The sequence below is a fragment of the Vibrio sp. Vb0598 genome, from assembly GCF_033338935.1.
In the GTDB taxonomy this organism is placed as follows: Bacteria; Pseudomonadota; Gammaproteobacteria; order Enterobacterales; family Vibrionaceae; genus Vibrio; species Vibrio alginolyticus.
Genome location: NZ_JAWOTP010000012.1, coordinates 1 through 26,504 on the forward strand (window position 1 = coordinate 1; position 26,504 = coordinate 26,504).

Annotated in this window: 17 protein-coding genes and 4 tRNA genes; 11 read left to right on the forward strand and 10 right to left on the reverse strand. The window is 42.9% G+C overall.

Annotation, left to right across the window (positions count from 1 at the left end; all coding sequences use genetic code 11):
* The first annotated feature begins 312 nt into the window (after positions 1-312).
* Positions 313-1,215, forward strand: coding sequence for a LysR family transcriptional regulator (locus R7Q38_RS13325; RefSeq protein WP_017633645.1), 903 nt, complete (start codon positions 313-315; stop codon positions 1,213-1,215).
* Positions 1,216-1,597: 382 nt separating this feature from the next.
* Entirely contained in the window at positions 1,598-3,304 is a 1,707-nt protein-coding gene (gene dld / locus R7Q38_RS13330; protein WP_239939057.1) for a D-lactate dehydrogenase, read from the forward strand.
* 140 nt (positions 3,305-3,444) lie between these two features.
* On the opposite strand, the gene R7Q38_RS13335 is transcribed toward dld, so the two are convergent.
* From R7Q38_RS13335 to R7Q38_RS13350, 4 genes are all read right to left on the reverse strand, one after another.
* Positions 3,445-3,753: an AzlD family protein gene (locus R7Q38_RS13335; RefSeq protein WP_017820198.1), complete on the reverse strand. Its 309-nt coding sequence runs from the start codon at positions 3,751-3,753 to the stop codon at positions 3,445-3,447.
* The gene (locus tag R7Q38_RS13340; protein ID WP_062730973.1) at positions 3,750-4,481 is read right to left on the reverse strand and encodes an AzlC family ABC transporter permease; all 732 of its coding nucleotides are present in this window, start codon (positions 4,479-4,481) and stop codon (positions 3,750-3,752) included. The genes R7Q38_RS13335 and R7Q38_RS13340 overlap by 4 nt, the downstream gene beginning before the upstream one ends.
* Before the next feature lie 311 nt (positions 4,482-4,792).
* Positions 4,793-6,022 carry an alanine racemase gene (gene alr / locus R7Q38_RS13345; protein WP_062730974.1) on the reverse strand — a complete coding sequence of 410 codons (1,230 nt, stop codon included), beginning with the start codon at positions 6,020-6,022 and terminating at the stop codon, positions 4,793-4,795.
* A 201-nt stretch (positions 6,023-6,223) separates the two neighbouring features.
* Entirely contained in the window at positions 6,224-7,855 is a 1,632-nt protein-coding gene (locus R7Q38_RS13350; protein WP_005375988.1) for a methyl-accepting chemotaxis protein, read from the reverse strand.
* A gap of 549 nt (positions 7,856-8,404) precedes the next feature.
* Here R7Q38_RS13350 and R7Q38_RS13355 point away from each other — a divergent pair.
* The 4 genes from R7Q38_RS13355 (at position 8,405) to R7Q38_RS13370 (ending at position 10,817) form a co-directional block, all read left to right on the forward strand.
* A tRNA-Leu gene (locus tag R7Q38_RS13355) sits at positions 8,405-8,491 on the forward strand.
* Between the two features lie 36 nt (positions 8,492-8,527).
* Positions 8,528-8,601, forward strand: a tRNA-Cys gene (locus R7Q38_RS13360).
* A 307-nt stretch (positions 8,602-8,908) separates the two neighbouring features.
* Positions 8,909-10,432, forward strand: coding sequence for an alpha-amylase (amyS, locus tag R7Q38_RS13365; protein ID WP_239939055.1), 1,524 nt, complete (start codon positions 8,909-8,911; stop codon positions 10,430-10,432).
* Between the two features lie 130 nt (positions 10,433-10,562).
* Positions 10,563-10,817: a hypothetical protein gene (locus R7Q38_RS13370; protein ID WP_005375990.1), complete on the forward strand. Its 255-nt coding sequence runs from the start codon at positions 10,563-10,565 to the stop codon at positions 10,815-10,817.
* A gap of 74 nt (positions 10,818-10,891) precedes the next feature.
* On the opposite strand, the gene R7Q38_RS13375 is transcribed toward R7Q38_RS13370, so the two are convergent.
* A complete protein-coding gene (locus tag R7Q38_RS13375; RefSeq protein WP_005375991.1) occupies positions 10,892-11,680 on the reverse strand; it encodes a lipase family protein in 789 nt (262 codons plus the stop codon).
* A gap of 69 nt (positions 11,681-11,749) precedes the next feature.
* Positions 11,750-12,679 carry a CHAD domain-containing protein gene (locus R7Q38_RS13380; protein ID WP_318114249.1) on the reverse strand — a complete coding sequence of 310 codons (930 nt, stop codon included), beginning with the start codon at positions 12,677-12,679 and terminating at the stop codon, positions 11,750-11,752.
* 301 nt (positions 12,680-12,980) lie between these two features.
* Between R7Q38_RS13380 and R7Q38_RS13385 the strand changes: the two genes are divergently transcribed.
* The 3 genes from R7Q38_RS13385 to R7Q38_RS13395 all read left to right on the forward strand — a co-directional run bounded on the left by R7Q38_RS13385 (position 12,981) and on the right by R7Q38_RS13395 (position 15,841).
* Positions 12,981-13,067 (forward strand) — tRNA-Leu (locus R7Q38_RS13385).
* Positions 13,068-13,103: 36 nt separating this feature from the next.
* Positions 13,104-13,177: transfer RNA gene (locus tag R7Q38_RS13390), tRNA-Cys, on the forward strand.
* A 981-nt stretch (positions 13,178-14,158) separates the two neighbouring features.
* On the forward strand, positions 14,159-15,841 hold the full coding sequence (locus R7Q38_RS13395) for an Ig-like domain-containing protein (RefSeq protein ID WP_318114264.1): 1,683 nt from the start codon (positions 14,159-14,161) through the stop codon (positions 15,839-15,841).
* A gap of 72 nt (positions 15,842-15,913) precedes the next feature.
* On the opposite strand, the gene R7Q38_RS13400 is transcribed toward R7Q38_RS13395, so the two are convergent.
* On the reverse strand, positions 15,914-17,200 hold the full coding sequence (locus R7Q38_RS13400; RefSeq protein ID WP_318114250.1) for a hypothetical protein: 1,287 nt from the start codon (positions 17,198-17,200) through the stop codon (positions 15,914-15,916).
* 679 nt (positions 17,201-17,879) lie between these two features.
* Here R7Q38_RS13400 and R7Q38_RS13405 point away from each other — a divergent pair.
* Entirely contained in the window at positions 17,880-19,475 is a 1,596-nt protein-coding gene (locus tag R7Q38_RS13405; RefSeq protein ID WP_137282606.1) for a DUF11 domain-containing protein, read from the forward strand.
* Positions 19,476-19,539: 64 nt separating this feature from the next.
* Here the strand turns inward: R7Q38_RS13405 and R7Q38_RS13410 are convergent, their stop codons facing one another.
* The 3 genes from R7Q38_RS13410 to rnk all read right to left on the reverse strand — a co-directional run bounded on the left by R7Q38_RS13410 (position 19,540) and on the right by rnk (position 23,403).
* Positions 19,540-21,324 carry an Ig-like domain-containing protein gene (locus tag R7Q38_RS13410; protein WP_318114251.1) on the reverse strand — a complete coding sequence of 595 codons (1,785 nt, stop codon included), beginning with the start codon at positions 21,322-21,324 and terminating at the stop codon, positions 19,540-19,542.
* Positions 21,325-21,803: 479 nt separating this feature from the next.
* A complete protein-coding gene (locus R7Q38_RS13415) occupies positions 21,804-22,757 on the reverse strand; it encodes a GGDEF domain-containing protein (protein ID WP_137283133.1) in 954 nt (317 codons plus the stop codon).
* Positions 22,758-22,995: 238 nt separating this feature from the next.
* Positions 22,996-23,403: a nucleoside diphosphate kinase regulator gene (rnk, locus tag R7Q38_RS13420; protein WP_005376048.1), complete on the reverse strand. Its 408-nt coding sequence runs from the start codon at positions 23,401-23,403 to the stop codon at positions 22,996-22,998.
* A 527-nt stretch (positions 23,404-23,930) separates the two neighbouring features.
* Here rnk and nirB point away from each other — a divergent pair.
* A complete protein-coding gene (gene nirB / locus R7Q38_RS13425; RefSeq protein WP_318114252.1) occupies positions 23,931-26,495 on the forward strand; it encodes a nitrite reductase large subunit NirB in 2,565 nt (854 codons plus the stop codon).
* Positions 26,496-26,504 lie beyond the last annotated feature (9 nt).

Consider the following 26,504-nt stretch of genomic DNA (forward strand, 5'->3'; position numbering starts at 1 on the left):
ACACTAGCTCAGTTGGTAGAGCGCAACCTTGCCAAGGTTGAGGTCACGAGTTCGAACCTCGTGTGTCGCTCCAAATTATTCAGATATGGCCATGGCGGTATCTCGATGCCAAGTGCATCAACTTAAAACCAGCGACAGCTGGTTTTTTTGTATCTGAAGACTGATAAATTCACACCATCTCTTTTTCATTACCTGTGAGCTTAGCAACCCCACCTCTGTCACGAGTTTCTGATATTAAGTGTGACCCGATGTTTCACACCTCAGCCAATTTCAGTTTACAATACGGGCTTCCAAAGGATTTGACGAAGACGCATGAGAAATACCGACGATTACATCATTTTTTATCACTTGATCGAGCAAGGTTCATTCAGTGCTGCCGCTAGACATATGTCACTGACCAAATCGGTCGTCAGTAAACGGATTGCCAAGCTTGAACAAGAGCTTGGTGTACAGCTTCTCTACCGAACAACGCGAACGCTAACGTTGACTGAAGCAGGACGAGCGTTTTTTACTCATGCAAAAGCGGTTTATCAAGCGGTGGCAACGGCGGAAGAATCCATTGTGGGTTTAGGTAAAAACTTATCTGGAAACATTAAAATTTCGGTGCCTACTATCTCTGGTGAATTAATTCTTCCTCAAGTGATTAATGAATTTAATCAGAAATACCCAGACATCAATATCGATATGGATCTAGATAATCGTTTCGTCGATATCGTGAATGAACGTTTTGATTTGGCAATTAGAACGGGTGTGTTGCCAGATTCTAGTCTGATTGCAAGAAAGCTGGTGGATGCAAATTGGATCATTTGCGCGTCACCCCAATACCTAGCTAAACATGGCATACCTAAACAACCTCAAGCCTTGGCTAAACACAATTGTTTAGTCTATTCCTACCAAGAAACCGGAGCGCATGAGTGGGCGTTTAAAGATGGAGACGAGGTATATCAAATCACCGTCGACGGTAACCTCTGTACTAACAATTCTTCTGTATTGAGAAATGTGGCGCTGTTAGGGCAGGGAATCATCTATGTGCCGCGTGTATTGGTTTATGAAGACTTAAAACAAGGCAGTCTGATTCAGTTATTTAAAGACGAAACAGCCAAATGTTTGGGTATTTATGCGGTGTACCCGTACACTCGTCAGCAACCAGAAAAAATTAAGATCTTTATCGATCATCTATACACAAGCTTTCAAAGTCAAAACCATCGATTTTAAGCCAATAACTCAACACCGATCGTTATGTTGGTGTTGAGCTTATGTTTCCATCTTCATTTCTAAGAGTCCTCTTAAATTTAGGAGCTTACGCTTCTCCTCGTTTTCTTCACTAATATTGATAACAAGATACCCCGCACAACTGTTAACAAATGGTTTTGCTATTGTTTCTTTTAAGAAACGGTCTGTTTCTTACGTTAAATTTCTCAAATGTGAAAGATAAGTAACAGAAAAATAAAGAATTATTTTGTTTGTTGTTTATTGATTACGTATTGTTCGTCCGCCTGACATAGACGCAGAGAAATGGACTGCTTATAGTGGCTCAAACGCCATGCCTGCCGCTAAGCGGTGTTGTGAGCGAAGTACAATAACTAGAGATACGGATATGAAACAAAAGCAGCTGATTGAAGAATTTAAAACCATCGTGGGGGAAGAAAATGTTCTAACCGACGAGGTTAAAACGAAATATTACCGCTCGGGGTTTCGTTCGGGTAGTGGTAATGCGCTTGCTATCGTGTTTCCTAACACTCTTCTAGAACAATGGAAGATTATTAAACAGTGTGTTGAAGCAAACTGCATCATTATCATGCAGGCGGCTAAAACAGGTTTAACAGAGGGCTCAGCTCCGAGTGGTAATGATTATGATCGCGATGTGGTTGTGATCAATATTACCAAAATCAAGAAGATTCACTTATTAGATGGTGGTAAGCAGGCGGTTTGCTTGCCTGGTGCGAGCTTACACTCTTTGGAGAAAGAGTTGAAGGCAGTGAACCGAGCACCGCATTCTATCATCGGCTCTTCATCGCTAGGTGCCACTGTGGTCGGTGGTATCGCCAATAACTCAGGCGGTGCGCTAGTTAAGCGTGGTCCTGCTTATACGGAACTGGCGCTCTACGCGCAGGTCGATAAGCAAGGCCAGTTACATTTGGTGAACCACCTTGGTATTGAAGGGTTAGGTGAAACGCCAGAAGAAATTCTAACAAACCTGCAAGAAGGGAACTTTGACCCAGCGAAGATCATTCATGATGAGCGAATGGCATCAGACAAAGAATACGATGAACGTGTTCGAGACGTGACTTCTGACATTCCTTCTCGTTTTAATGCCGATGAACGCCGATTATTTGAAGCCAGTGGCTGCGCTGGTAAGTTGGGGGTTTTTGCCGTTCGGGTTGACAGCTACCCAGTACCAGAAAAAGAGCAGGTTTTTTACCTTGGCACCAATGACCCTGCGAAACTAACGAAGTTGCGAAAAGACTTCTTATCTACGTTTGATAACTTGCCTGAGATGGGAGAATACTTGCATCGAGATATCTTTAACATGGCAGAGAAGTACGGCAAGGATGTGTTCTTATCCATCGACTTGTTAGGCACAGATAAGCTACCAAAAATGTTCGCACTTAAAGCTAAGGTAGAAAATTTCTTAGAGCGCATCCCGTTTGTCAGTAAATATCTGCCAGACACCATTTTGTACTACGCGAGCAAGTTGTTCCCACAACACTTACCAGAGCGAATGCTGGATTTCCGTGACAAGTATGAGCATCACCTGGTATTGAAAATGAGTGATGGTGGTATTACTGAAGCACAAAAATACCTCAAAGAAGTTTGGGCTGTTGAAGACGACTGTGATTTCTTCGAGTGTACGCCGGAAGAGGGTAAAAAAGCTTATTTACATCGCTTTGCAGCAGCAGGTGCAGCAATTCGTTACGAGACGATTCACCGAAAAGACGTAGAAGACATCGTTGCACTTGATATTGCATTGCGACGCAATGATGAAGAGTGGCTAGAAACTTTGCCTGAAGAGGTGAGTAAGAACCTTGTTCAAGCGCTCTATTATGGTCACTTTATGTGTTACGTCTTCCATCAAGATTACATTTTCAAAAAAGGGACTGACACGAAGTTGATGAAAAAGCTGATGCTAGAGCACCTCAATAGCCGTGGTGCCAAATACCCAGCAGAACATAACGTGGGTCACTTGTATGAAGCCGAAAACTCGTTGCAGAAGTTTTACCACGAATTAGACCCAACCAATACCTTTAACCCTGGTATTGGTAAAATGGACAAATATAAGCGCAATTGTAACTGCTGTGCGTGATGTGCTGTCTCACCATGATTAATAATCGTTGTTCATCGTTAAAATGATGAGCATAAGATAAGCCCTGATGATACTTGTGACATCAGGGCTTTGTGTTTTGGGTCTTTTATTGATGACTGGTATCGGTTTTGAAACAACGACTAAAGAGCACGTACTGCAGCGGCGGCGATGATGCCTGCTGCGATTGCGGGTAGAGGCTTTTTCACGATGAACATGACAACGGCAGTAGAAAACAGTGCTGCTCTAGCACCATTATCCCCCTCTACTGCTAGCGGAGCTAAAAGGGCAACCAGTACGGAGCCTGACATCGCAGTAATGAAACGTTGAACCCGTTCGCTAATTGGAATGAATGACATAACATACACTCCGCCCCAGCGGGTTATGAGCGTGACTAACGCCATAGCGATGATGATAAGCAGTGTGCCACCTAAGGTTGTTTCGATGTTCATGCTTTCTTCTCCTTCCAACAAGCACCCAATACTCCGCCAGTAATGGCGCCAACCACTACGTGGCTATTCTCTGGCAAATACCAATACGCCAACATAGAAGAGGCTGCTGCTATGGCCCAAATCGCAAAGATTCTTAAGTCTTTCGGCCCGGCCACCACCATAGACAGCAGGAAGCATCCCATAACCATATCGAGCCCGAGGCCCACCGGATCTTTGATTGCGCTACCAAAATAAATGCCGATCCAGGTGCCCACAATCCAAAAAGACCACATCGCTAAGCCGCCACCAATAAGCAAGCCAAAGCCTGGTTCTTTTCTACCAAATGCATTGAGTGCCATTGCCCAGTTAGCGTCTGATGCTACCAGCATTACACCGTAACGTTTTGTTGGTGGGAGTTGTCGTAACCATGGATAAAGTGTGGCTCCCATCAAGAGGTGACGAGCATTAATAGCAAATACAGTAATAAGAACTGGAATGAGAGGGACTTCTGCTCCCCACATTTCTAACGTGGCAAATTGTGAAGCACCGGCGAAGACCAGTGTGCTCATCAACATTGTGGGAAATACATCTAGTCCAGTCTGTACGGCAGCAACACCGAAAGCGAGGCCAAATATGACCACGAACATAGAGAGGGGTAAAAGTTGGGTGAATCCGTTCCAGACGTCAAGCCGATTAAATTCGTGCAACTCAGCGGAGGAGCGTTGAAGATGTTGAGTATTTTCTGTCATAGAGATACCTAGCTAGCAGGCAAAGGGGCAGTGCCATACGAGTGTGTTTGTTATTCTTTTGTAAACTTCATGTTTAACATCAATTAGAGGGGCTTTCAAACACTAAGTGCTATATAAAAATGAGCCATCCAAGCGGCTTTAAGAAACAGAGTGTAGAGAGTCGTACTTGGTAGTGCTAAAGGAGATTAAAACAACAGAAATAGTAAGTTCTGTTTAATTGATAACATCACGAGCTAGTACAGATTAGTAAATAAGAAAGAAAGCGAGCACCAGGCTCGCTTTTTCGCTCTGTTACGAATAACTGAGTAGGTTTATTTTACGTAGACACGAGGGTTCGCGCTTCCCCAAACCGTGTATAGTTCAGGGAAGATGACTTCTGCGTGTTTTTCCATCTCAGTAGCTGAAATCGTTTTGCCTTGTTGGGAGCCAAACAAAACAACTTCAGAACCAGGCTCAACATCTTTTATACCTGTAACATCTACCATTGTGGTGTTCATTGAAGCAACGCCCGCAACTTTTGCACGTTGGCCATTGATCAGAACTTCTGCTGTATTCCCCATTTTTCGTGGATAACCATCAGAGTAACCAACAGGAATGTTCGCCATTAAGCTTTCTTTGCTTGTTGTGTAGCTGCTGTCGTAACCGACTGTGCTATTTTTTGGCAGGTGGTGAACGGATGCCACGCGTGTTTTGAAAGACACGATAGAAGGGTACTCAGGGTTAGTTGGTAAGTCTCCGTATAAAACGCCACCAGGACGAACCATATCAAGCTGGGCCTCAGGAACATTAAGCGCGGTGTAAGAGTTTGCTACGTGCAGTAAAATGTTGTCGCGTTTTAGATTCGCTTCTTTAATCAGCCATGCAGAACTGTCTTTGAATGAAGCTAACTTTTGGCGCACGTCGTCTGCATTGTAGTTAGGGAAATGAGTCATGATACCAACAATATTAACGCCAGCTTGTTGAGCGATTTCTAGCGCTTCTTTCTTGCCCGCTTCTGTCGTCATATCAACACCATTACGCCCCATACCACCGTCGTTCAGAGCAAGGTGAACTTTGATTTCTTTACCAGCTTTCTCGGCTAGTTTAGACAGTGCTTTAGCTTGCTCTGCTGTGCCTATCAACTCTTCGACATTTAGGTCGATTACGGCTTCAATCTCGCCAATATCCGCTGAGCGTACACGCATAAGTTGGCCTTTAAAGCCACTGTCGCGAACAGTTTGTGCTTCGGCGTTACTTGCAACGGCAACGCAAGGAATTTGTTGCTCGATAATAGTCGGCATCAGGCCTGCGATACCATTACCGTATGCGTCGGCTTTCATCACGGCGCAGATTTTCGTTTTGCCATCCATGTGCGATTTAAACTGCTCAATATTATCGCGGAACTGACCTAAGTTTATTTCTAGCCAAGCGTTAGCACCTTGAACTTGCTCTGCTTTTGCTGCTGTATTGCTAATTTGAAGAGGAGCAGCAGTAGCTTGCATTACAGGAATCGCGATTGCAGCAGCGATAGTCAGTGATAGTAAGGTTTTATTTAAGCGCATAAAGTCTCCGTACGCGTTTTTTGTATTGGTTATGTTATTGAGTACTTGGGGAAAGTACCTGACGAAGTAAAACGCTCCAAGTGGTGCTTTGGAGCGTTTATTAAGATAGTGATTTAATATATACCTAAATATACCTCAGTGATGACATTCAATTTAAGCAAATCGGGATTGATTTGGTATCTACTAAGGTATCCACTGAGTTTAACTCAGTTTAAAGCGGCTCATTACATCTTTAAGAGAAATGGATAGCTGGCTTAGTTCGCGGCACGCCTGTGCGGTTTGCTCCGAACCTTGCGAGACCTCTTGAGATGCCAAATGTATGTTTTCAATGCTGCGGTTAAGCTCTTCCGCAACAGAGTCTTGCTGGTTACAAGCCGTGGCGATTTGGGTACCCATGTCTGAGATGTCCGAAATCGAATGCTCAATGTCGCTCATCAGCTGTTTTGATTGAATACCTTGCTCTGCACATTCTGAAATACTGGTTCTAGAAAGTTCAGTGGCTGATTTTGCGTCTTTTGCAAGTGATTGTAGCTGCTCAATGATCGAAGTGATTTCACTCGTTGAATCTTGCGTACGGCCGGCAAGAGTTCGAACTTCGTCTGCAACGACGGCAAAGCCACGACCAGACTCACCAGCACGCGCCGCTTCAATGGCTGCATTAAGTGCAAGTAGGTTGGTTTGATCGGCGATGTCGCGGATAACATCCACGATCACGTTAATTTTATTCGATTGCTGTTCAAGCTCTGCTACGGTATCGCCTGCAGCGCCAATTACGTTTGAAACTTCTTGAATCGCGTCAACCATACCTTGGGTTTCACGAACACCGTGTTGTGTGCGGCGGTTTGCTTCGTTAGCTTGGTTCGCTGAGTCTTCAGTGTTACGAGCCACATCGGCTACGGCCGCTTTCATTTCTGTCATTGCTGTTGCGATGTGCGTAATTTGCAGCTGTTGATCTTTCATACCAGACGCAGAAATATCGGAGATTTGGTTCATCTCTTCGACAGCGCTGCTTAACTGAGTAACTGCAGCAATCACGTTATCGATAACTTGGCGTAAGTCATCTTGCATCTTAGTGGTCGCGTCTGCCAGTTCACCAAGCTCGTCATTGCCGATTGCTTTACGGTCAATGTCACTTGATAGATCACCTGTCGCGATGGCATTTGCTTGCTCAACAACAAGTTTAAGTGGGCCACAAATTAGGCGAGTCAGCACGTATGTCATGCCTACCATGATCAGTAGAATAATCACGTTACTTGCAATTGAAGAATTACTCAATCCATTTACAGAGGACAGGATATGAGTTTTGTTGCTATCCATAGCTTCTTTAAGGAGACGGATTAGTTCGCCTAACTCTGAGTCAACCGCTTCGAAAGCAGACAAGGAGTTCGCCAAAATAGGGTGGGCCTTGCTTTTGTCGTTAGCTAGCATCGCTTCATTGTACTGGTCCATAGTAACCAAGTACTTTTTCCATTGACGCATAAGACGCTGGTAAGTTTGCTGCTCTTCGCCAGGCCAGATAGTTTCCCCGTAAGCGTTGAGCTCTCTAGTGATCTTTTCGCGTTCTCTAATATTGTTAGAAATTTTAGTTTTGACTTGGTCTGCGTCTTCATAAGTGTACGCAGCAAATTGAGCTCGGCGCCAGCGAGACAAGTGATCTCGAATCGAATCGACCCTTTCCATTGCAGGAAGCGTATCATCGGTATAGTTTAAAAGCTCAGATTTGATGCTTTTGAGCTCTGTAGATAAAAACACACCAAATGCAATGTTGACGATGGCAATGAGTAAAAACGATAGCGATATCTTTTTCGCTATAGAAAGATTCTTGATAGACATTAGTGATATACCTTGTTTTTCTTATGTTGTGTCGCCAAAGTAAACCACATCCTTATATGTGATATATGTCCATTAAATTACTGCAACTCGTGTAACGTACCATTATTTATTGATATTTTCGATAATGAATTGAGCTTTGTTTGAAAATAAAAAAAGTCAATGATTTTATAAAGGTACGACCACATTCGATATAAAGTTATCGGTAACAAAATATGATGTTCTGTACGCAGTCGTGCCAAGAGTAGGGAATCAAATTGTTACAGATGTTACAACGATGAAAAGATCAGCGTTCATAGCTGATAGTCGCGTGTTTACCTCGAAGCAGTTTCGGGCACTAGTATGCGTATGACTTTATAGCTAATGAAAGGGAACGGGTGCTTATTGGTCTAATTGAATGCCAAATATACTAGGCAGATCGCTTTTTAAGCACTTAAATCAAAAAGATAAAATTTATTGTTGACCAGATAAATTAATCCGTTAAAGTACGCCTCGTTCTCACGGCAAAGGTCGCTGAGACAGATGGTGTCTAACCCATCGCATGATTGCGTTGCCCTGGTGGTGGAATTGGTAGACACAAGGGATTTAAAATCCCTCGGCGTTCGCGCTGTGCCGGTTCAAGTCCGGCCCGGGGCACCATCAAAATCTTTGGTGACAGAGATAAAAAATCAGAAAGGCGCCTTGGCAGAGTGGCTATGCAGCGGATTGCAAATCCGTGGACCTCGGTTCGACTCCGGGAGGCGCCTCCACTATTTCGAAAGCCAGTCTTAAATGACTGGCTTTTTTCGTTTTTAGTCCACCTTTTCGTAACCCTTCGCGCTTTCCTAAAGTCTCCCATGTTTTGATCACCATTCAATATTTTTAACGCGCTAATCATTGATTTTATAAATGTTAGACAACTCAATAATTGTATAGTGTGATTGGTGATAGTTTCTCTTCGATTGTAATCCGGACTTTTTGTATTACAGGCAGCAACCTAGCTAGCGTCATAGTTAGCATCGCTTGGTGCGTATATGCAGAAAGGAGGATTCTAGTCCTTAACGTGAGAGAAAAATAATGAAAACATTCAACCTTAAACCTACACTTTTACCCTTAACTTTGCTGCTCAGTTCGCCTGTAATGGCGGCACAAAATGGCACCATGATGCAGTACTTCCATTGGTATGTGCCAAATGACGGTGCACTCTGGACACAAGTTGAAAACAACGCGCCGGCACTATCGGACAACGGCTTCACCGCGTTATGGCTACCGCCCGCCTATAAAGGTGCTGGTGGCAGCAACGACGTCGGTTATGGTGTTTACGATATGTATGATTTGGGAGAGTTTGATCAAAAAGGTTCGGTGCGCACCAAGTATGGCACCAAAGATCAGTACCTAAGCGCCATCAATACTGCCCATAAAAACAATATCCAGATTTATGGCGATGTGGTGTTCAACCATCGCGGCGGTGCGGATGGTAAATCCTGGGTCGACACCAAGCGAGTCGATTGGAACAACCGAAATATTGAACTTGGTGATAAATGGATTGAAGCGTGGGTAGAGTTTGATTTCCCTGGGCGCAACGGTAAGTACTCAAACTTTCATTGGACGTGGTACCACTTTGATGGCGTGGACTGGGACGATGCTGGCGAAGAAAAAGCTATCTTCAAATTCAAAGGCGAGGGTAAGGCATGGGATTGGGAAGTGAGCTCGGAAAAAGGCAACTACGATTACCTTATGTACGCTGACCTAGACATGGATCACCCTGAAGTGAAGCAAGAGCTGAAAGACTGGGGTGAGTGGTATATCAACATGACTGGTGTTGATGGGTTTAGAATGGACGCGGTGAAGCACATCAAATATCAATACCTGCAAGAATGGATTGATCACCTACGTTGGAAAACAGGGAAAGAACTTTTCACGGTCGGAGAGTACTGGAACTACGATGTGAATCAACTGCATAACTCTATCACCAAAACTTCTGGCAGCATGTCTCTATTCGACGCACCGTTACATATGAACTTCTACAATGCGTCTAAATCGGGTGGTAGCTACGATATGCGTCAAATCATGGATGGTACGCTGATGAAGGACAATCCAGTCAAAGCGGTAACCTTAGTAGAAAACCATGATACTCAACCTTTGCAGGCTTTGGAGTCGACGGTTGATTGGTGGTTTAAGCCGCTCGCTTACGCATTTATCTTATTGCGTGAAGAAGGTTATCCATCCGTGTTTTATGCAGATTACTACGGCGCGCAGTACAGTGATAAAGGGCATGACATCAATATGGTCAAAGTGCCTTACATTAAAGAGCTAGTAACACTGCGTAAAGATTATGCGTATGGCAAACAACATTCTTATCTCGACCACTGGGACGTAATTGGTTGGACTCGAGAAGGTGATGCAAAGCATCCACATTCAATGGCCGTGATCATGAGTGATGGACCTGGCGGCTCGAAGTGGATGTATACGGGTAAACCAAGTGCTCGCTACGTAGACAAGTTGGGTATCCGAACTGAAGACATTTGGACTGATGCGAATGGTTGGGCTGAGTTCCCAGTAAACGGCGGATCTGTCTCGGTTTGGGTTGGCGTTGAATAATCCATTCCTGTGATTTTGATACAGAGTAGGCAATTCTTGATAAAACTCTTCAATGAATCAATGTGTTATTTGATATTCATTCGACAAATGAGTAACTTATAGTTGAGCATAATCTAGAGGAAGATAAAGAATGGAATCTATTGCTGATGTATTGGTTGTGGCTATTGTGTTCGGTGCCATATTTGGGGGCGGGATAATAAAGTTAATCTTGAACCATCGTAAAGAAGTAAGAGCGTTGGAGATATCTGAACGTAATACGATGAGCCGAGAAGAACAAGATAACCTTAACAAGCAAATTGGTGACTTGAAGCGACGTGTTGAAGTGTTAGAGCGAATTGTCACAGATAACAAATATCAACTTGAAAAAGAAATCGCCTCTCTGTAGATCACCACTTAATCGTAAAGCCGGCGAAGTCCGGCTTTTTGGTGTCTGTACGTCATACCTTTCGGATGTTTAACTCAGCGTTCATCAAAAAAGTCTTTGTCGCGAATGTATTTACTCATAAAGTGATAAGAGAACGGTCGCATTAACCAACTAAATAAGGAGCGCCCAAGCCGTATGAGCGTTGGGGTGTTCTCGTATATTCTCCCGTTATATAACCATAGCATTTTGCCTACATGCCAATACAAAAAAGGTACGGGCGGCATAAAGGTCACGATGTCGATGTCGCAACAAATCCTGTATGTTTTGTGCCCCAAACGGTAGCGTTTCTTAAACGTCCAATCTCCGACAGCGGGCTGTCCGAAAGTGACCACGCGTTTAATGCTTTTGGGGTATTTTTTCTCAATATAGTCAGCAAAAACACTGCCAATCGCGCCACCTGAAGAGTGGCCAGTAATAGTGATTCTTTTTCCCCTGAGAATAAGTGGTACAACGATACCTTCGAGGCGTTCGATCACGGTCAACCCTAACCGATCTTCATTCCGGCTCGGTAAACTTTCTTGGAACAACAGATGATAGAAACCCGCGTGAATGCGATAGTTTAGTCCCAACCTTCGACAGCTTCTCGTCCACATCGCGAAGTTCAACAACCAATCACTGATACTGTGTGAGCCTTTAATCACTACGACCACTTCACTCTGTTTTTTACTCCAGAGCACGCGAATCATAATCTTACCGTGTTCATTTCTAATGACTCGTTGCCCATTAGGATCGAACCCGTATTGAGTTTGCCTGAAGACGCGAGGGTAGGCGAGATTACAAAGCACCGCATAGCGCTCGTATTGGTATCGTTTTAATGGTTTCACGTTATCTTTCTTAGTGGAGCCTAACGGTTGACTGTAATTAATGAATATTAAAAATACGTGAACCTTGATTTAGGGTCGGTAGAGATTCTGTGTATTGGTATCGCGAATGAAAGACTCAAACTGGCTTAAATGCGTCAAGATGGTTTGGCGAGAGAGTGCATGATGTTCGCTAAGCACGTTAATTAGCTTTTTCAAAGCCTTACGATCTTGTTTATCAAGATTTGCTGTCTCTTTGAGTTGTGCGAAAAATTCAATTTGACTTGAAGTGTCGTTAAAGTCACCGAGCTTGTCTTGCAATAGTTTTAGTTGTTTCACGTTGTTTTTGTGCTGTTGGGAAGGATAGAGCGTGGAAAACCCTTCTAACAGATAACGCAGCGCTTTGCACTTTATCCGCATCGAATGAATCACGCTGTCACGACTTTTGTCCGAGATCTTGCGTCGTGCTTTATCAACTTTTTTAAATTGATCGGAGATTTTTTGGCTTGCGAAGAGTAACGCAGGTACGTTGCTATCCACTCGTTCGTGTTGCGTACTTCGCAGCAGACTATTCCTGACCAAAGTGCAGTGCGTTGTGTATTCTTTTGTAGCTAGCCAACGCGTAACTCTTGCCTGTTCGTAAGCACGTTCGGCTTCGATAAAGCCAAAAAGCTGCTCAAGAGACGATTTGTGATTTGGGAGCATTTCAATGTATTGGTTTTTGTCCAAGATAAATACGTCCAAATCACGCAGCTTATTTGTTTTCTTCATCATTATTCTTAAATGAGGTTTCAAAATACGCTGTTCAAAAGGAGGGATCAGTTCGCGAAGTAGTGAGCATAGTGAGCGTATGCGCCTTAGTGTGACGCGATACTGGTGTGTATATTCAGGGTCCAAGTCATGGACGATCCCCTGTTCCAGAGAGCGTGCATAATCAAATTCAGTAAGGAAGAAGTAGGGCACTACGAAGTCGAGTTCGGAATCAGTATGTAGCGGTAATTGAAATGATGACTTTCGAAACATGATGAGCGCTTATTTGTCCCCTGCAGTACGAGTTAAGTTTATACCCATACTGCCAATTTGTGTGACTTGTCGATTCCTCATTGACATGAAGTGATGAAGCAAAGTAAACGAGAGCAAAGCATGCTGATGTTCTTGTGAGCAAAATGATCGCCCTTTGTTCGTTTGAGTTGGCTTTTTAACCATTTGAATAAAAGAGACTAATTTTTTGTTGACCAGATAAATTAATCCGTTAAAGTACGCCTCGTTCTCACGGCAAAGGCCGCAGAGACAGATGGTGTCTAACCCATCGCATGATTGCGTTGCCCTGGTGGTGGAATTGGTAGACACAAGGGATTTAAAATCCCTCGGCGTTCGCGCTGTGCCGGTTCAAGTCCGGCCCGGGGCACCATCAAAATCTTTGGTGACAGAGATAAAAAATCAGAAAGGCGCCTTGGCAGAGTGGCTATGCAGCGGATTGCAAATCCGTGGACCTCGGTTCGACTCCGGGAGGCGCCTCCACTATTTCTAAAAACCGGCCTTGTGCCGGTTTTTTACTATCTGGTATTGTCAAACTATTCTAATACACATTTATTATTGAATAATTAATTTTTGTACAAATACCAACCTCAATTATCAATTAATCATTCTTTAACTAGTTTTCCCGAATTGCTATCTATAGCGTCATATTGTCACGTGATTTTAGTTCAATACTGAAAATAAAGTTGCACATATATCCTGCTTGTTTCTCTATATGTCTCTAGTTGATATTGCACTGTGTCGCTCAGTCTGTCTTTTAATCGAGTATAAAACTAGGTGAGCAAAAAAATTTTCACCACTTTAATTTAACGTAAATTTAACAACTAAAGGTGGATAATATTACTCATGAGTTGTTGAGGTATATTATTAGAATGACTCGTTATTAAGTTAATGAATTTAAAGGTTATAATTTTATGCGATGAAATTGAGGTTATTTTAGTTCAATTTCTACTTGTTTGATTTTTAATGATTTAAATTGTCTGTAGTGCAAGTGATTTATTAAATTCATTGTTGAATACAAAGGTTTTTCATATAAAACAATCATAAGGTTATTTTAAGTAACTGACAAAAATGGACAAATTTATTATTACACAAACTTAACCTAAATTACTTATCGCTCTGGTTGAATTTTGACCGGTTGCTTTGCTATGATTCCGGCTCTTATATTTTTGGTGGTTATCCTTTTATAACCATGTTGATGTATATAGGAACATATTTGGCTTTATAGGCTAGGGCATTTTATTGCCTAAAATTTATATTATTTTACCCTGCCATTTCTGCTTATATTGGCGGGAAGGTGAACTAGTTATTAATTTAAAATTAGGTGAAGCAGTGATAAAAAATATTAAAATAAATAGAACACTCCTAAATAAAGGGTTGTCATTTTTATTAGTAATATTCGCTTGTTTACAGAGCATCCATTACGCCAGTGCAGCAGGAAGTACGACGGGACAGCAAAATACATTGGTTATCCTGCTGAACTTCAAAGAAAACCCAAATGAGCAGCCATTAACTTTGTCAGAGGCAAATAATCTAATCTTTGGTACAGTGAATGACTTCTACCGTGAAAGCTCTTTTGATCAAATGTGGCTGTCTGGGAAAGTCGTGGGTTGGTTTAATCTACCGTTGTCTAATCAGGTTTGTGACTTTACCGCTGTTCAAGATGCAGCGGATCAAGAAGCCATCGCTGTGGGAGTGAAGCTTGAAGAGTACGATCGTATTGTTTACTTGATGACAAAAACGGCATGTGGTGTCGCTGGATCGGCAACTATTGATGGCATGCCTTCACGCGCGCACATCAATGGTGATTTTTCTCCGATGAATATCGCTCATGAGCTTGGACATAACTTTGGTTTGCATCACTCTCGTGCTCTTGATTGTGGCGAGCATACGCTTTCAGACAACTGTACGTTGCGTGAATACGGTGATACCTATGATGTAATGGGTGGTCCAGACATCGGCTATTTGAATACTTTCCAGCGCGAGCGACTAGGATGGCTAGAGGGAGAGCACGCCTCAAAGACACTGGAAGTTACTCAAAATGGTACTTACTCCATTGCGAATTACGAGACGACTAGTGAGCAGCCAGTTACGATAAAAGTACCTCGTGGTACTGATCCTTCTACAGGTGCAAAAAAATGGTTTTACATTGAATACCGCCAGTCTATTGGGTTTGACGACTTTTTAGATGCTCGTTCTTACTCGTTCTATCGTGGGGACGTTACGGATGGCATCATCATTCGAAGCGCTGTAGAAGGTGATGGGCGCAGCAGTAATCTGCTTCACTTTAAAACTGATTCTGAATATCGTGCGGTTTTTGGCCGAAATGACTGGTTTGACCCATCTATGCCGGTCGGTGGTAGCTATACTGACCCAGACTCAGGTGTAACATTGAGTTTGGTGAGTGCAGCGAACGGCATCGCCGAAGTAAGCGTTGTCTTTGACGGCTCTGACAACGGTAATATCGGGACTTGTACTGTTAATGCTCCATCAGTGGCTGCGAAAGCTGCAACAAACAATTCGGTTGCCGCCGGCGATGAGGTTCAATATCAGGTCACTATTACCAACAAAGATAGTGCAGATTGTTCAGCGAGCAGTTTTTCTGTAAACGCGTCAGTGCCAACTGGTTGGAAAGCAAGCAGCAATGCAATCACGCTAGCAGCAGGTGAAACCGGACAAGTAATGATATCAGTCGTATCTTCGGTTGAGGCTAGTGATAAAGACTATGCTTTGAAGATGATCGTGACGCATGGAGAAGACTCAAGTCTGCAAACCGCAGCATCCGTGAATTACTCTGTAACCAATGAAATCTCGCCATCACCAGAGCTCGTTGCTGTTGATGATCAGGTGACTATATCTTCGAAACAGTCGGTGATTATCGATGTGATGGCAAACGATGTTGTTGGAGAGCAAAACTCTGCAAGCGTGGTTTCTTTTACTAGACCAAGTAAGGGGCGACTAGAGCTGTTATCAGATGGCACCCTGCGTTATACACCTGAGAAGAAATTCAAAAATAACGACAGCTTTACCTATACCATAGGTGATGGTCAAAGCAGCTCGACCGCTCAGGTCTCAGTGAAGTTAGAGTCCTCATCTGGTGGCGATTCTGGCAACTCTGGTAACAATGGGAAAGGTAAGAATAAATAGAACGGTATAGTTCGAAAGAAAACGCCTGACGAGTTAACGTCAGGCGTTGTTTTATTAAGTTGTAAGTAGACCTTATTCAGGGCAGCTAACAGGCTCTGGACAAGTTGGACATAGCGTACATTCTGCAGACGCTGTTATCGCTTCTACGACAACATTACCGAAGATAGTTTCACCACTCGCATCCACAGTATCTGTAAACGCTCTGACTTCTTCACCCGGTAATGGAAGGCCTTCACCATCTCCTGGGATTGGCTCGTAGTTACCAGTAAAGTCGTAACACTCAGCAGGCGCAAGCATACCAACCTGGATTGGATTCGAGTCTTTGTTGTCGATTACGACAATGCCGTCAATGGTGACATTGGAGGTATTACATACACTACCACTGTAATTGACTTGAAGACCGTATTCATTAATACCAGTATCTTCAAATCGATTCACGACGACGACACTACAGTCTTTCTCTAGAGACAATGAACCAGGGATGTTTTGGCTTGGGCATTCCCAATCTGCGTTGTCAGAAACCGCAACACCACCACCAGTTTCAAGTGCTGCGCTTACTTCTGCATAGTTAGTGATACCGTTTTGGTCAATAATAAACGAACCATTAAACTCTTGCGTTTGTCCAACGGCGAGCATCGCTAAATTGAACACATGGTCACCAGCAGCCATATCGTTGTCAACGGCTGTAGTGTCTGTTGCCACAACATCATACAATGCAAAGTCACCGGTGTTTTCTACAGTGAGTTTATAGTTGTATTTCAAAGTGTTACCATTGACAATATCACCAAATGTACAAGTTTTAGTGATTTTAATGTCTGGTACGCCTGGTGTGTAACAGAATGAAATATGACTTAAGCCATAGTATCTACCATTTTTCCCTACAGGTGAATGCAGCAAGGCATCATCTTGATACAATAATCCATCTGTGAAGTAGTTATATAGGTTTCCGTCAGGGCCACCTTTAACAAAGATAGCTTGCATAATCACAGGGCTATCACCTTGATCCCAACTGAAGGTTTTTGCCCCAGGTTGTTGATCAATAACCACTTCAAGCATGCCATCACCGAAAGTGCCGTCTGTAACTGGCTCAAGCTTGTATTCTATCAAACCATCGATCCCTGGAAGTAATTGTTGACAGGTGTTATTCCCTTCAACAAATATTGGTTGCACGCCTCGGCTTGAAGGGTCGCCAGCGGATGCGTAAACAATTTGAGAGCTCAGCACTAAGCTAACCGCTATGACCCAAGTAAACAGCTTAAACATGCTGCTGATATTGATCGCTGTAAGTATATTCTGGCTACATAAAGTGGAACAACGGTAACTCTTATTGCCCCACCAAGAGTTAAATATGGTTTTCATAAAACCTCCTTGTGTAAGTGGGCTCGCTACGTCCTTGAGCCCACATACGTGATAGTTTTCTCACAGAGTTAAACTGCGTCGGTTGACTAGCATAGAGTGTTCCATATTTAACCTTTTGTATTTGTTGGTTATTTTTTATTTTTGTACAGAGGGGTGAACAGTTTGTTTATATTTTCATAAATGGTTGAGCTAAAACTTATTCGCTAAACTACTGAATATGTTTTAGTTAAATGAGTATTCAATTAGATGTGTAAAGGATGTAACACTATGCAAACAGGTGTTACACATCACCTTCACATTAGTTGGAGCAGGTGAGTAAGCGTCTATTTCATATTCATAGTGGACAGTTTCAATACCGTCGTTTTTGTGCACCTGTCACAGGTGTAAACAATAAAGTGTCAATCTGTAACATTATCCTAGAACACGTATATATCTTTGTTATCGTAGGTTTTTTTGTCTCTTTTGTTTTCTTTCTCTTTCTTTAAAATTGAACACTCTGTTCATTCTCTTCGCTGTTGAAAATATTTAGTTTAATAAAATCATAACCTTAAGTAGTGGCATGCTCTATGCGTTATACAAGCCGAAACGAAAGTTGTATCTCGCTTTCACTCTTTCTTAAAAGGCAATTAATGACATAGGGACCTTCGTCTAGCTTTAGAAGCGTTCTAAGGAGTAGGTTATGAATTCTTGTAAGTCAGGTATCTGGCATACGATGAAGAGCTTTCTTTATGCAATATTTACAAGTTTGCTAATAGGTAGCTCTGCATTTGCAACACCAACAGATGGCGTATTTGAGTTAGAAGCAAATGCTAATGCGATAGATGACTCTGGAGTGGGAGCTCCAGATGACTGGTCAACGCCGCCAAACAGTGGTGGAGCATTAGTATTTAGCTTTGAGAATGACACGGCAACACCGGATACAATCTTTACTGGTGGTAATAAAGACATCAAAGACATACCAGAACTCGGTTGGAAGACTGGGACGGTACTCGATAAAGGGGATATTCTTCATGCGTATGCAGCGGCATACAACATTAATAATGACCTTGTACTCACCTTTGGTGCAGACCGCTTTGGTAACAGCGGTGATGCCTTCTTAGGTTTTTGGTTTTATCAAGACTCAGTCAGTACAAACCCAGACGGTACATTCACTGGTCAACATATTGCTGGCGACCTTTTGATTCAGGTGAATTATTTGCAAGGGGCAAATGAGGGGCCAGAAATTTTGGTTCTTGAATGGGACACAACTTGTGCGAAAGCTGATAACAATAATCCACAAGATGGTCAGTGTGCTGCGACAAACTTACGTTTGAAAGTTAAGACAAATGCACTGTGTTCACCGGGCGCGCAAGATGTGTGTGCTTCAACCAATACAACTGACTCACCTGCACCATGGGCGTATACGCCAAAAAGTGGTGTCGAAAATGTCTTCCCTCCAGAAACCTTCTTTGAAGGTGGTGTAAACCTTACTGAACTTCTACAAACAGACACCTGTTTTAGCTCATTTGCAGCCGAAACAAGAGCATCAAGCAGTATTACCGCTCAGTTGAAAGACTTCGTGGTTGGTGACTTTGAGTTGTGTAGTGTTGATATCACCAAAACATGTAATCAAGCGGTCGTGAATGATACAGAAGATGGTTACGTTTACTCATACAGCGGCGACGTGATTAATGATGGTGTTGGTACGCTATACGATGTTGTTGTAGAGGATTTAGAAGCAGGTACTACACATAGCTTAGGTGCCATTGCTTCAGGTGACAGTGCTTCATATAGCGGCAGTTTTGAAAGTACAAATAACGGTCTAACTAATACGGTAAGAGTCACAGCAGCTGCGACTCCGGGTGGCCAAGCGACCATTACTGATACCGCAAGTGATCCATGTGAGTCATTGAGCTTGTCTCCAATGATTAGTGTAACGAAATCATGTGAAAGCGGCTTCAAACTTACTGAAAACGGTATCATTGCAGAAGTGAGCTTCTCGGGAATGGTATGTAACACAACGCCTGGACTTACTTTAGTGAATGTTTCTGTTGTGGATGACTCAGGTACGCCTGAGGATACTTCTGATGACGTGAAAGTGGTAGATAATATCGAACTCGCTTCAGATCAATGTCAGTCTTATACTGGTAGTTATATCCCAACGGCATTTAGCAATGCAGAAACACAATCTTTCCGTGATACTGTGACAGCGGTTGGTTTCTTGAAAATCGATAATACTCCAGCGACGAATACAGCTTCTGCAGACTGTGACATTTGTCCTGCACCAAGCAACTAATTGACGTCTTGTGAATAAAAAGCCTGGAGTATTCTCCAGGCTTTTTCATATTGAATTGCGTGATTTAGTTCGGTTTCCCTTTACCGTTTCCACCACCATTCCCACCAGAACTCGATTGTAAGGTGATGCTAATCGTCGCGGTTGAAGAAGATTGACCGTCACTGATCGTATAAGTGAATGAATCATTATTCTTAAACTTCTTCGAAGGTATGTATTCAATGGAGCCATCGCTCAGTACACGGGCGCTGCCTTTGTTTGGCTTAGCGACCGTAATTGCAAGAGAAGTCGATTGTTCAAATGAGTCATTATTTAACTGTTGGATGCGAACGACGGATTTATCACTGATCGTTACGCTATCATTCACCGCTTCAAGTGGTGACGTTGACTCAGATAACACTGTGTAAGGTAGCTCGGTTTTGGCTGGTTGTTCATTTTCAGCATCTATAACGTCAACGGCTATGCTGTAAGAGTTCGGTTGAGCATCGCTGTTTGACGTAACCATGACCGTCGTTTCTGCACTCATGCCGGAAGGAACCGTCAAGGCACTTGCGTCATAATTCCATCCGTTAGGAACGCTTAAAGCTGTTGTATAGGTCGCGTCTGCACATTCTGTATTGTTCTGGTTCGTCACTTTTAGATTATACGCTAATGTTTCTCCGGCATTAGCATCAGAACCTGAAAGTGGGGTTAGAGAGAGTAGAGGCGATGTCGCAACGCATTGCCCTGATTCACCACCAAATATGACACTGACCTGTGCGTTTTGACCATTAGCACTTTCCAAAGTAATCGACACGCCTGTTTTTGGATCGGTGAACGTTCCACCGATTGGAAGAGCGGGGTCTTCCCAGTCATTACTCCCAAATAATTGTTTGAAAGTGGAGTCAGGCTTCATGTGTAGCAAGCGGCTACTTTTAAGATCACCGTCTGTCGCTAGGCGCACAACCACACCTTCTGTCACATCTTGGCGGTATACGATGTACGAACGGTCACGTAAAAAGCTGTCGTAGCCAAGAGCTTGTCGATATTCAACGTAAAACCATTGGCGCTGGCCTGTAATTGGATCGGTACCTCTTGGGATTTTTAAAACTTTTGATGAAGTACTTTCAAAGTCTTCATAGGCATCAATAGAGTAAACACCATCACTAGAAATGATTTGAGCAGGGGAGGTCTGCCACCCTAAGTTTTCCAATTGGAAGGCGCTAAAGTAACCCATATCGTAGTTACCCATTGTATCGTAGCTATCACCGTACTCTATGACACGGCAATCACCAGCCAACGTACCGTCTTTACAGTCGAGTGCGGAAGCGTGATGCAATCCAAAATTATGTCCTAATTCATGGGCGATAACTCGAGGCTCGAAAACCGCATTTATTGACGCTCTAGAGGGAGTTACTCCTTGACTACCAGAGCCTTCTGATGCACATCCAGTTTTGGTTGTTAAGTAGATAAAACGGTCATAGTTTGATAGTTGATATCCCGCAGTTTCAGCCATTTTGTTGGCTTCCGCAGCTACAGCATCATCATCGCAAATTTGGTTTGATATCGGCAAGGTGAATGTTCCAGCAACATCACCAGTTAGCCAAAGTTGCCCCTGGGACATTTGCGAATAGAAGTCGCTAACGGTATTAAAAACAACTTGATGGGCGTCTTCTTTAGAGATCGGGATCTCTTGAGGGTTTTCTTGGAAATTGACGAGTACAACTAATGTTTTTTGTTCACCACTAGCCACTTGCTCAACATAAGCCTCTGATGAAAAAGAATATGCTGACACGAGGGTTACAAAGCCAAGAGCTAGCAAGCGTAAATTTGACGCAACAAAACCCAATTGAGGGAGGATGACCTTCTTCAATTTATATACCTACTTAATATTTTGATATTAAATGAAATTACAAATTCATAATGTTTTAAATAAAATAAACAACGAGCTCTACCCAAATAGAACCAGTAATTATCAAGTGTGCATTATGTTTTATAAAGTTTGTTTTATATTTGTGTGTGTTTATTACTTTTAAACACGAGGCGAGATATTATCAGAAGGGGTGGTTAAAATTCAACCATGCATTTCGGTTTTTATAAGTTCATGAATTATAATGTTTAACTAATTTTTACTGGTGGTTTTTATAAAAATAATAAGAGACAATATTGTATGCAACAAAAGTAGTTACAAAGACAGTAGTAATATTACACCGTGTAGTATGCAACACTCTTAATTGTTTGTTATTTCTTTTGTTTTATATATAAATTACTTATTAAAAATAAGATGCTATCAATTCCATAGAGAAAATTGTCAAATTAAAGAAATATTAATTTCAAAAAACAAGAGACTTATTATATCTGGATATAGGCAACGCCATTTTTGCCATTTTTCTTTATCTCATACATTGCATGATCGGCTTTTTGATAAACTTCATTAAACTGTTGTTTTCCTTTATCAAATAGACAAACACCGATGCTCATTCCAATCGTTACTTTATTTAAGTCCTGATTTATCACAGGAATGATGGAACTTAAGAGTCGATCACAAAGTTGAGATATTTCTTCTTGATTTGAATAAGAGCTTAAAACGACAAACTCATCTCCTCCTATGCGTCCGACTTGAGACTTGCTTGGCGCAAGCTCTGTTAAGCTATTGGCTATATTAATGAGGAGAGTATCACCAGTATGATGGCCTAGCTGGTCGTTAACTGCTTTAAAATTATCTATATCAACAAACACTAAGGCAGACTGCTGAGACGGCTTGGTTTGAGGTTGATGATTAAAGTTTTCCTCAATTGCTTTTCTATTTAATAGTCCGGTCAATGGATCACTCGAAGCTAACTTAGCCAGTTGCTGCTCATATCGCTTTTCTTTTGTAATATCGATATGAGTGCCCATCATGCGCAGTGGTTCGCCATCAGAACCATACTCGACGATGCGCCCTCGATCGTAGACCCAACTATCACTGCCGTCTTTATGAATCATGCGATGAACTACCTCATAAAGGTCGGTTTTGCCAGCTAGGTGATCTTCAAATGCACCCACCGCAAGATCATAATCTTCAGGGTGGAGATTGTTTTTCCACGTTTCAACCGTCGCGGTTAACTCATGGGGCTGATAACCTAGCATTTTGCCCCACTGCATGTTGAATATCGTCAAAGTACCTGAAGGAATATGCTGCTCCCACAAACACAGTCCATTACTGTCGAGTGCAGCATTCAACTTTTCTTGTAGTCGCGCATTCTTCCGCTTCAGCTCTTCATTTTCTTTTTCTAAGCAGGCAATTCGAGTTAGATATTCTTCCATTTTGCGCATAATTTACGTCGTTTTCGGAGCGACAATATACGAAAAATACTTTGCAATTTCTATGATTGAGCTTGGAGATATAAGTATTGAATATGAGGTAAATAATAAAGAATCGGTGATGTTACTTAAGAGCAGCAAAGTAAATGCTTGGAAAACAAAGAAGGAAATAGGGGGTAAGCGAGGGGCTCTCCTGGTGCAAAGTCTTAAATGGAGGCCTTTGCACCGGGACTACTGAGGGTTAGCGGTTTAGTGCACCACAACGCTCAGGTTGGTATGTGATATCGACAATTTCAATTGTCTTCACTTGATTATTTGGCATTGGCCATTCAAGTTTTTGGCCGACAGACAAACCGATCAGTGCGCTGCCTACGGGCGCAAAAATAGAGATATCATCACTGCTTTTCAGTTCAGAAGGGTAAACCAGTGTCTTTGTCATGGTTCTATCTTCACCTGAAAATTTAAACTCTACAGTCGAGTTCATCGTGACCACGTTATCTGGCATTTGTTCTGGCTCAAGAACTGTTGCTCGGTCGAGCTCTGCTTCTAATTCCACAAGCTCCGCTGCGATGTTTGGCATTTTATCCAACAAGGCTGTGATTCGGTTCATATCTAAGCTTGAGATGTAGATAGAATTGTTTTCTGACATTTTATGACTCCCAAATAAAAGGCCGCCTCACAAAAATGGGACGGCACTCTATATGTCAATTACGGTATCAATCATATGGACGCTATTCCATATGAACTAAACCTGATTTTAGTCTTTATAGTGCGACTTAGCTAGTAAAAAATTTTTGTTGTGAAGCTTGATTTTTCTAAATCTTTCAATCACTTCAGATATTGTTCTCTGATCACCTTGAAACGGTGAAGTCAAGTGAGTGCGTCGTTTAGAAGCAAAGCAGGATTTATCGTAGGTGTGCTCGGTTTCGATGGTCAGCCTAACTTCATAAAAGCAAAACGGTATAGTCCGTTGCTAGCATGGCTTCGGTTATCTCAGTTTGTTAAAACTACCAATATCCGTTAATAAATTACTTTTTATTTCGCAATAGTCAGATAAATACGTTCATCTACCCCTTTAGGGTAGTTTGAAATTGTAATTGATTTACATCATGTATTAATTTTCTTTCACAATTAACAATGAGCTCAGTGATAAGAACCTAACCCTTAGGAATTATAATGAGCAAGTTGAAGCTAGTAGTCATCGGTAACGGTATGGTAGGGCACCGTTATATTGAAGACTTAGTCGAGAAAGCTGATATGTCTAATATGGACATTACGGTTTTCTGTGAAGAACCTCGTGTCGCATACGACCGTGTGCACCTTTCCTCTTACTTTTCTCACCATACTGCAGATGAACTTTCTTTAGTAAAAGAAGGCTTCTACGAGAAACACGGTATTAACATGCTGATCGGCGAACGCGCGATTAACATCAACCGTGAAAACCGCATTGTTTACTCAAGCACTGGCCGTGAAGTTCAATACGACAAGCTGATTCTTGCTACTGGCTCATTCCCATTTGTTCCACCTATCAAAGGTCACGAAAGCAAAGACTGTTTTGTTTACCGTACTATCGAAGATCTTAAAGCGATCGAAGCGTGTGCGAAGAAGAGCAAATCAGGCGTTGTTGTCGGTGGTGGTCTGCTAGGCCTTGAAGCAGCAGGCGCACTGAAAGCACTGGGTGTAGAAACGCACGTTGTTGAGTTCGCGCCAAAACTAATGGCTGAGCAACTTGACCTGGCTGGTGGTAACCAGCTTCGTCAAAAGATCGAGCGTATGGGCGTGAACGTTCACACCAGCAAAAATACGCTTGAGATTGCGCCAGAAGGCACAAACGCACGCAACGTTATGCGTTTTGCTGACGGTTCAGAACTAGAAACAGACTTCATCGTATTCTCTGCAGGTATTCGTCCACAAGACAAACTAGCACGCCAAATGGAGCTAGAAGTGGCACCTCGTGGCGGTGTTGCTATCAACGATCATTGTCAGACTTCTGATGAGAACATCTACGCGATTGGTGAGTGTGCGTCTTGGAACGAAATGTTCTACGGCCTTGTTGCTCCTGGCTACAAGATGGCGACAGTTGCCGTTGATCACCTACTAGGTAACACAGAAAGCAAATTCGAAGGCGCTGACATGTCTGCGAAGCTGAAACTTCTAGGTGTAAAAGTAGGTTCAATCGGTGACGCGAACGGTCGTACTGAAGGTTGTAAGAGTTACGTTTACCAGAACGAAGAACAAGAAGTCTACAAACGTCTTATCGTTTCTAAAGACAACAAGAAACTGCTTGGCGCGGTTATGGTTGGCGATACGTCTGACTACGGCGACCTGCTTCAACTTATGTTGAACGAAATCGACCTACCAGAACACCCAGATGCGTTGATCCTTCCTGCACACGCAGGCGCTGAGAAACCAGCACTAGGTGCAGATGCTCTACCAGAAAGCGCAGTGATCTGTTCTTGTTTCGACGTGACAAAAGGCAAGATCGCACAGGCGGTTGCTGATGGTAATCATACGCTTGCTGACATCAAAGCAGTGACTGGCGCAGGTACAGGCTGTGGTGGTTGTATTCCTCTAGTGACGTCTGTTCTAAATGCTGAGCTTGCTAAATCTGGTATCGAAGTGAAGAACGACGTGTGTGAGCACTTTGCATACTCACGCCAAGAGCTGTTCCACCTAATCCGTATTGAAGAGATCAAAACGTTTGATGAGCTTCTAGAGAAATACGGTAAAGGTTACGGCTGTGAAGTTTGTAAACCACTGGCTGGTTCTATCTTGGCTTCTTGCTGGGGTGAGCACATTCTTAAGCCACAACTGGTTAAGCTGCACGACACGAACGATAACTTCCTAGGTAACATCCAAAAAGACGGTACTTACTCTGTTATCCCACGTATGGCGGGTGGTGAAGTAACACCTCAAGCACTGGGTGCGTTAGCGAACGTTGCAGCAGAATACAACCTATACACCAAAGTAACCGGTGCTCAACGTATTGGTCTGTTTGGTGCTCAAAAAGACGATCTTCCAGAGATCTGGCGCAAGCTTATCGACGCTGGTTTCGAAACAGGTCAAGCGTACGCAAAAGCACTTCGTATGGCGAAGACCTGTGTTGGCTCAACGTGGTGTCGTTACGGCGTTCAAGACTCTGTTGGTCTGGGTTCTTACATCGAGAACCGTTACAAAGGCATTCGTACACCTCATAAGATGAAGTTCGGTGTTTCTGGCTGTACTCGTGAGTGTGCGGAAGCACAAGGTAAAGACCTTGGTATTATCGCGACTGACGCAGGTTGGAACATGTACGTATGTGGTAACGGTGGTATGAAACCTCGTCACGCAGACCTACTTGCAAGTGACCTAGATAAAGAAACGCTAATCAAGTACATCGACCGCTTCATGATGTTCTACATCCGTACTGCTGCGCCACTACAACGCACATCAGTTTGGATGGAAAACATGGAAGGTGGCGTTGACTACCTACGCGAAGTGATTGTTAACGACAAACTTGGCATCAACACTCAACTAGAAGCTGACGTAGCGAAGCTTGTAGACGAGTACGAGTGTGAGTGGACTGCGACCATCAACGACGAATCACAACTGACTCGTTTCGCGCACTTCATCAACTCTGACAAGCGCGATGAAAACGTCGTGTTTGTACAAGAGCGCGAACAGCACCGCCCAGCAACCTTCACGGAAAAACACCCTGAAGCGAAAGGCGACATCCTACACGTAGCGATCACTGAAGCATAAGGGAAGTTT